This is a genomic window from Mesorhizobium sp. M1A.F.Ca.IN.020.06.1.1, from assembly GCF_004023265.1.
GTDB lineage: Bacteria > Pseudomonadota > Alphaproteobacteria > Rhizobiales > Rhizobiaceae > Mesorhizobium.
In genome coordinates this window covers 1-6,529 of sequence record NZ_RZSR01000259.1, presented here as the reverse complement: position 1 = coordinate 6,529, position 6,529 = coordinate 1, and the positions used below count along the sequence as shown (strand labels likewise).

The 6,529-nt window shown below is 61.5% G+C and carries 8 protein-coding genes, 1 tRNA gene and 1 pseudogene; 5 read left to right on the top strand and 5 right to left on the bottom strand.

Going from position 1 to position 6,529, the window contains the following annotated elements; all coding sequences use genetic code 11:
- Both otnI and gcl read right to left on the bottom strand, forming a co-directional pair.
- Nucleotides 1–672 (bottom strand): 2-oxo-tetronate isomerase (gene otnI, locus EOA60_RS13795; RefSeq protein ID WP_164899299.1); only part of this gene is annotated, 672 nt, incomplete at its 3' end.
- Nucleotides 673–697: 25 nt separating this feature from the next.
- Nucleotides 698–2,479, bottom strand: a complete 1,782-nt coding sequence (gene gcl, locus EOA60_RS13790; protein WP_095824697.1) for a glyoxylate carboligase — start codon at nucleotides 2,477–2,479, stop codon at nucleotides 698–700.
- 202 nt (nucleotides 2,480–2,681) lie between these two features.
- On the opposite strand from gcl, the gene bhcR reads away from it, so the two are divergent.
- Nucleotides 2,682–3,503, top strand: a complete 822-nt coding sequence (gene bhcR / locus EOA60_RS13785; RefSeq protein WP_095801326.1) for an HTH-type transcriptional regulator BhcR — start codon at nucleotides 2,682–2,684, stop codon at nucleotides 3,501–3,503.
- A 163-nt stretch (nucleotides 3,504–3,666) separates the two neighbouring features.
- A complete protein-coding gene (locus tag EOA60_RS13780) occupies nucleotides 3,667–4,089 on the top strand; it encodes a hypothetical protein (protein ID WP_095824698.1) in 423 nt (140 codons plus the stop codon).
- A 115-nt stretch (nucleotides 4,090–4,204) separates the two neighbouring features.
- On the opposite strand, the gene EOA60_RS13775 is transcribed toward EOA60_RS13780, so the two are convergent.
- Entirely contained in the window at nucleotides 4,205–4,516 is a 312-nt protein-coding gene (locus EOA60_RS13775; protein WP_066989901.1) for a BA14K family protein, read from the bottom strand.
- A gap of 271 nt (nucleotides 4,517–4,787) precedes the next feature.
- Nucleotides 4,788–4,955, bottom strand: coding sequence for a hypothetical protein (locus EOA60_RS13770; RefSeq protein ID WP_082953745.1), 168 nt, complete (start codon nucleotides 4,953–4,955; stop codon nucleotides 4,788–4,790).
- A gap of 151 nt (nucleotides 4,956–5,106) precedes the next feature.
- On the opposite strand from EOA60_RS13770, the gene EOA60_RS13765 reads away from it, so the two are divergent.
- Both EOA60_RS13765 and EOA60_RS13760 read left to right on the top strand, forming a co-directional pair.
- Nucleotides 5,107–5,182, top strand: a tRNA-Thr gene (locus tag EOA60_RS13765).
- A 68-nt stretch (nucleotides 5,183–5,250) separates the two neighbouring features.
- Nucleotides 5,251–5,454: a DUF2905 domain-containing protein gene (locus EOA60_RS13760; RefSeq protein WP_067321527.1), complete on the top strand. Its 204-nt coding sequence runs from the start codon at nucleotides 5,251–5,253 to the stop codon at nucleotides 5,452–5,454.
- Between the two features lie 56 nt (nucleotides 5,455–5,510).
- Here EOA60_RS13760 and EOA60_RS13755 read toward each other — a convergent pair whose 3' ends face one another.
- A complete protein-coding gene (locus EOA60_RS13755) occupies nucleotides 5,511–6,125 on the bottom strand; it encodes a TetR/AcrR family transcriptional regulator (RefSeq protein ID WP_095824699.1) in 615 nt (204 codons plus the stop codon).
- Between the two features lie 92 nt (nucleotides 6,126–6,217).
- On the opposite strand from EOA60_RS13755, the pseudogene EOA60_RS13750 reads away from it, so the two are divergent.
- A pseudogene (locus tag EOA60_RS13750) lies at nucleotides 6,218–6,529 on the top strand (spermidine/putrescine ABC transporter substrate-binding protein); the annotation flags it as partial.

The following is a 6,529-nucleotide window of genomic DNA, read 5'->3' as shown; positions in this document are numbered from 1 at the left end:
GAGGAAGGGATAATTGATCTCGCCCGTCCCCGGCTCGTGACGGCCGGGATTGTCCGCAAGCTGGATATGCGCGATGCGGCCAAGGTTTGCCTCGATGGTACGGGCGAGATCCCCCTCCATGATCTGCATGTGATAAATGTCGTATTGTAGGAACAGGTTCTTCGAGCCGATGCGGTCGATCAGCGCCAGCGCCTGATCGGTGTAATTCAGGAAGAAGCCCGGAATGTCGCGAGTGTTGATCGGCTCGATCAGCAGCTTGATGCTGGCCTGCTCCAGCTTTTCGGCCGCGAAAGCGAGATTTTCGGCAAAGACGTTTTCCAAAGTAGTGCGATCGGCACCCTGCGGCGCGATGCCGGCGAGGCAGTTGACCTGCTCGCAGCCAAGCGCGTGCGCATAAGTGATCGCCTTGGCGACGCCCTGGCGAAATTCAGGCACGCGGTCGGGTAGCACGGCAATGCCGCGCTCGCCCTTTGCCCAGTCGCCGGCCGGCAGGTTGAAGAGAACCTGTGTCAGGCCGTTCTTCTTGAGGCGAGCGGCAACAACGTCCGGCGCATGGTCGTACGGCCCGATATATTCGACGCCCTTGAAGCCGGCGCGGGCAGCGGCATCGAAACGGTCTAGGAAATCGTGCTCCCCGAAGAGCATCGAAAGATTGGCTGAAAAACGCGGCATTCTTTTGCTCCTTCTTTCCCGGACCTTAATCGAGCATCACGATCGCCGTCGGCGCATCCTCGTGGCTTTCGGCAAGCTCCTCGAATTCGGTGATCTTGTCGATTTCGGTGCCCATGGAAATGTTGGTGACACGTTCAAGGATAAATTCGAGAACGACCGGGACCTGGTGTTCCTTCATCAGCCGCTCAGCCTCTTTGAAGGCGCTGGCGAACTCTTCCGGCTTGCGCACGCGAACCGCCTTGCAGCCCATCGCCTCGGCGACCGCGACATGGTCGACGCCGTAGCCGGCCCCGGGATCGTTTGCCCGGTTGACGTTCTCGAAGGCGAGGCTCACCTCGTAGTCCATCGAGAAGCCGCGCTGCGCCTGGCGGATCAGCCCGAGATAGGCGTTGTTCACGACGACGTGGATGTAAGGCAGCTTGTGCTGCGCGCCGACCGCCAGCTCTTCGATCATGAACTGGAAGTCGTAGTCGCCGGAGAGCGCGACGATGGCGCGATCGGGATCCGCGGCACGCACGCCGAGCGCGGCCGGCAGCGTCCAGCCGAGCGGGCCGGCCTGGCCGCAATTGATCCAGTTGCGCGGCTTGTAGACATGCAGGAATTGCGCGCCGGCGATCTGCGACAGGCCGATCGTAGTCACGTAAGTCGTGTCCCGGGCAAACGCCTTGTTCATCTCCTCGTAGACGCGCTGCGGCTTCAGCGGCACCTGCTCGAAATGCGTCTTGCGCTTCATGGTTTTCTTGCGCTGCTGGCATTCCTTCGCCCAGCCCGACCAGTCGCGCAGCTTGCCGGCCGTACGCCACTCGGTGGCGACGTCGAGCAGCATCTTCAGCGCGGCGCCCGCATCCGAGACGATGCCGAGATCCGGCGCGAAGACGCGGCCGATCTGAGTGGGCTCGATGTCGACATGGATGAATTTCTTGCCCTTGGTGTAGACGTCGACCGACCCGGTGTGGCGATTGGCCCAGCGGTTGCCGATGCCAAAGACGAAGTCGGCTTCAAGCATGGTCGCATTGCCGTAACGGTGCGAGGTCTGCAGGCCGCACATGCCGGCCATCAGCCGGTGATCGTCGGGGATCGCGCCCCAGCCCATCAACGTCGGAATGACCGGCACGCCGGTGACTTCGGCGAACTCGATCAGCAAATCGGAAGCATCGGCGTTGATGATGCCGCCGCCGGCGACGATCAGCGGCTTTTGCGCCTGGTTGAGCATTGCCAAAGCCTTTTCGGCCTGGGCGCGCGTCATTGCCGGCCTGAAGGGAACCAGCGGCTCATAGGCCTCGATGTCGAATTCGATCTCGGCAAGCTGCACATCGAGCGGCAGGTCGATCAGCACCGGGCCAGGTCGCGAGGTGCGCATCAGGTGGAACGCCTTCTGCAGCGCCATCGGCACCAGATAGGGTTCCATGACGGTGACGGCCCATTTGGCGACGGGTGCTGCGATCGAAGCGATGTCGACGGCCTGGAAATCCTCCTTGTTGAGGCGAGCGCGCGGCGCCTGCCCGGTAATGCAGAGGATGGGAATGGAATCCGCCGAGGCGGAATAGAGCCCGGTGATCATATCGGTGCCGGCCGGACCTGAGGTGCCGATGCAGAGCCCGATATTGCCGGCCTTGGCGCGGGTAAAACCTTCAGCCATGTGCGAGGCGCCCTCGACATGGCGCGCGAGAACGTGGCGGATGGTGCCGCGCGCCTTCAGCGCCGAATAGAGCGGGTTGATCGCCGCGCCCGGCACGCCGAAGGCATTGGTGATGCCTTCCTTTTCTAGAACGAGAACCGCCGCGTCGACAGCGCGCATCCTGGCCATGTTCAGCCTCCACTTCGTTGGTTGGCTTTAGAATGCCAGCGCGTTCTCGATTTTTCAATTTTTTCAGAATATTTTTTCATTTCTAGGAAACTGTTGTACCTGGCTGAATTCACTGATCTTTTCCTTTTCCAGAAAATCGCCACGACGGGCTAGTGAAAAACTTTTTCATTGTGCTCCGCACGAAATTGCGGAGAATGCGTGCATGGAAACCACGGAAAAACGCCAACGCGGCCGGCCGCGTGCCTTCAACGGCCCGCAGGAAGCGGCTTCAGTGCAGTCGCTCGACCGCGCGCTGCGCATCCTGGCGATCGTCGCGGACGCCAGCGGCTTGTCCTTGAGCGAGATCGCGGCGCGCAGCGGCATCGCCGCCTCAACGGCCTACCGCATGCTGACGACGCTGGAGAACCACGGCATGGTCGAGTTCGACTCGACCGACCAGCTCTGGTCGATCGGCGTCGAGACCTACCGCATGGGCGCCGCCTTCCTGCGCCGCCGCAAGCTAGTCGACCGCGCCCGCATCGTCATGCAGGAACTGATGGAAAAGACCGGCGAGACCGCCAATCTGGGCGTCGCCGAGGACGATTGCGTGGTTTTCGTCAGTCAGGTCGAGACGCATCAGGCGATCCGGGCCTTCTTCCGGCCGGGCACGCGCAGTTCCTTCCATGCATCAGGCATCGGCAAGGCGGTGCTGGCGCATCTCGAGCCGGAGCGGGTCGCCGCCATCCTGCGCAAGGCCGGCCTGCAGCGCTTCACCGACAAGACGCTCTCCGACATCTCGGCGCTGGCTCATGATCTGGCGACCATCAAGCATCGCGGCTGGTCGGTCGACGACGAGGAACGCCATCCCGGCATGCGCTGCGTCGCCGCTGCCATCTTCAACGAGTTCGGCGAGCCGATCGGCGGCGTTTCCGTGTCCGGCCCGACGGTGCGCGTGACGCCCGAGCGCCTGGCCGAGATCGGTCCGCTGGTGCGCGAGGCCGCGGCCGAGGTGACGAAGATGATCGGCGGCGTGAAAGTCTACTGACTGCGACAGCTTTTGTTTGCGCATGACCCCGGCGTCATGCGCCGGGCAGCGCGCTCTTGGCCACCATCTCGGGACGGCCGGACTAAACGTATCGCTGTACACCCTCGGCTGCATGGGCCCTGCCGTCTTGCCGAGGCGTTCGAATGCATGCGAAAGGGCGTGGATGCGGAAAACGGTTCAACTATTGCTCGCCGCTTCACTTTGCGGATGCGCTGCCACGACACCGGTGCCGGACTCGAACGGGCAGCGCGTCGATTCCATACCGATCTCGCTTGCCCTCGAGGAGATCATTACCGCCGGCGTCCGCCAGCACTTGAAGGATCCAGTCTCGGCGAAGTTCGGGACGATGCTTGCCGGTGAGCGGACGTTGAACGGCCGCCATGAGATCGTGGTTTGCGGCTTTGTCGACGACAAGCGCTCGGCCGGCGGCTCCAGCGACGGCAAAGCCTTCATTGCCAAGGTCAACCCGGATGCCGGAAACAGCTTCGAACTTGTCGCGATGAGCGGTGAAACGTCTAATGCCGGGCTTGCCATTGCCGGCGCTTGCCGCAGCGCGGGATTGGCGATCGAGGCCAAGACTTCGTAGCACCAAACGAAAAAGGGGCCGCGAAGCCCCCTTTCCGGTTGCCGAGACGGTGGCTCTCCTCTGTTTTACGCAATTCCGGACGGAAAACCGCTATGCGCTTTTCCTGGAATTGCTCTCAGAGGCGGCAGTAATGCGGATAGCCGTCGTAGCCGATGTAGGTGTTCGAGCCCGGATCGTAGCTGGCATAGCGGGCCATGCAGCGGCGAACATGCCAGGAACCGTGGTAGCCATCCTCGACATAGACCGTCCGCGGCTGCTGAGCGAGCAGGTTGCCCAGGACGAAGCCGCCAACGCCGGCGGCGATGCCGATGCCGAGCTCGCGGCGGTGATGATGGTCGTGAGCGGCCGAAGGCTGGACGGTGCCGGCCAGCGTGCCGGCGGCGACAGAGGTGGCGATAAGGGTCGAAACGAGCGTGCGCTTGAACATGATGATCTCCTTGGTTCCTGACCGAGGCGATCCATCCGCCTCTTGATCATCTGTCGTTGCAGCGCGGAAAAGGTTCGAAGTTTTTTTCTGATTTTTTTTGAGTGCCCGGAAGCGGCTCAAATCTTTCGGGACTGCTCCTATCTCTGATCGAGGCGACCATTCGCCTCTGGTGATCAGTTGTGGCGGAGCGGCGGCAAAAGGTTCGATGGATGGGTGAATGAGTGAATGGTCGAGAAAACGCCGCCTTTCACCATTAACCATTCACTCCCCTTCACCCCATTCCCGTCACGTGCCGCAGCCAGAAGGCCAGCACGATGAAGCCGATGATCGTGGTGACGCCCGTCCAGTCGATGTTGGCCTTCTTCAGATCGCTGACGGCCTTCATCAGGAGAAGCCAGGTCACGACGATGAGCGGTAGGATGATGACGAATCTAATCATGCGACACCCCGTTCGACGCGATTGCACCCGACAGAGATGTAGGAAGCGGCGCGCCGCTTTTCAGCATGCCGACTAAGCCAAGCGGTCCATTAGCAACCCAAAACGGAGTTTTGTCTTTACTGGCGCACGAAATGTGCTACCGGAGCGCCGTGCCCTTGTAGCTCAGCTGGTAGAGCAGCGGTTTTGTAAACCGAAGGTCGCGGGTTCGATCCCTGCCGGGGGCACCATCCTTCGCTCTGCCAGCTTTCGAGCATCACTATATTCTGGCAATGCGCTATTTCCGGCAGGTGCTGCCATGTCGCGAACTCTGATCGTCATTGGCCTCAGCATAGTTGCCGCTGGCCTGCTGTGGCCCTGGGTAACCAGGATCGGCCTCGGCAGGCTGCCCGGTGATATCGTGATCGAGCGCGAGAATTTCAGGCTCTACGTTCCCATCACCACGGGAATTCTGATCAGTGTCGTTCTCTCGACCATTCTGTGGCTGATCAACCGTCAGTGAGTACGTTCGGCCGCGACGCTTTGCTGAAAGCCCTCTACCTGCTCGCTCTTGATCTTCTATACGCCGATCGCAGCCACCAAGATCCGGTTCTGCCGCCTTATCGCCGCGCGCAGCTCCGGGATTTTCGCCTCGTCGCGCTTCACGAACTCGATGAACATCATGTTCATGTTGTTGAAGATCAACTCGCCCACCGCTGGGCCGTCGATGTCTGACCGCACCAGGCCGATCTCCTGCAGGCGGGCGATCAGCGCCCGGATCTGTTCGGTCAAGGCGCGGTCGAGCGCGGTATAGGCCTGGCCGAAAGGGCTGTCGGGCAATTGGGTCGAGATTGCCATCGCCTGCCGCCACATCTCCTTGCTCAGGTAATTGAGCGAGTGCTCGATATAGATGCCGATCAGCCTGTCGAGCGCGTCGCAGACATCGGCCGGCGGGCTGCCGACCACGCCTTGCCCGGCATTCAGCACCTCGTTGACCTCCATAGCGACGATGGCGCCGAGGATGTCACCCTTATTCTGGTAGTAATTGTAGATCGTGCCGATCGAGACCTCTGCCTGCGCAGCTATGGCCTCGATCTTGGCGCCTTCATAGCCGGCCTCACGGAAAAGCTCCGTCGCCGCATCGATGATGCGGCGGTGCCTGTCCGCCTTCTGCCGTGCGCGCAATCCGCTCATATCGGCCTCTCTGCCACAAAATCATAATTGACTCAATTTTAGAATTGGTTCAACTTTTCCTCAACAAGCCAGCAAGGCAGGGAGAACACTCGATGACTGTCCGGAATCCGCTTTCCAGCCTGAAGTCCCGTCTCGGAGCCGCCTGCGCTGCTGTGGCACTGCTCGCCGCTGGCGGCGCTCAGGCCGCCGATCTCAACGCGCTGATCTGGTGCGACCACTCCGATCCGGCGCTGCTGCAGCCCTTCGAGGAGGCCAACAACGTCAAGGTCAACGTCAAGGAATTCGAGGGCACAGGCGCAGGGCTCGCGATCGTCGATCAGTCGCAGCCGGGCGATTGGGACGTGATGGTGATCGATTCCATCGACGTACCGCGCGGTGTCGAGAAAGGCCTGTTCGAGCCGCTG

Coding starts and splice junctions, on each gene's coding strand:
- gcl (WP_095824697.1), bottom strand. CDS start 2,479: ATGGCCAGGATGCGCGCTGTCGACGCGGCGGTTCTCGTTCTAGAAAAG.
- bhcR (WP_095801326.1), top strand. CDS start 2,682: ATGGAAACCACGGAAAAACGCCAACGCGGCCGGCCGCGTGCCTTCAAC.
- EOA60_RS13780 (WP_095824698.1), top strand. CDS start 3,667: ATGCGGAAAACGGTTCAACTATTGCTCGCCGCTTCACTTTGCGGATGC.
- EOA60_RS13775 (WP_066989901.1), bottom strand. CDS start 4,516: ATGTTCAAGCGCACGCTCGTTTCGACCCTTATCGCCACCTCTGTCGCC.
- EOA60_RS13770 (WP_082953745.1), bottom strand. CDS start 4,955: ATGATTAGATTCGTCATCATCCTACCGCTCATCGTCGTGACCTGGCTT.
- EOA60_RS13760 (WP_067321527.1), top strand. CDS start 5,251: ATGTCGCGAACTCTGATCGTCATTGGCCTCAGCATAGTTGCCGCTGGC.
- EOA60_RS13755 (WP_095824699.1), bottom strand. CDS start 6,125: ATGAGCGGATTGCGCGCACGGCAGAAGGCGGACAGGCACCGCCGCATC.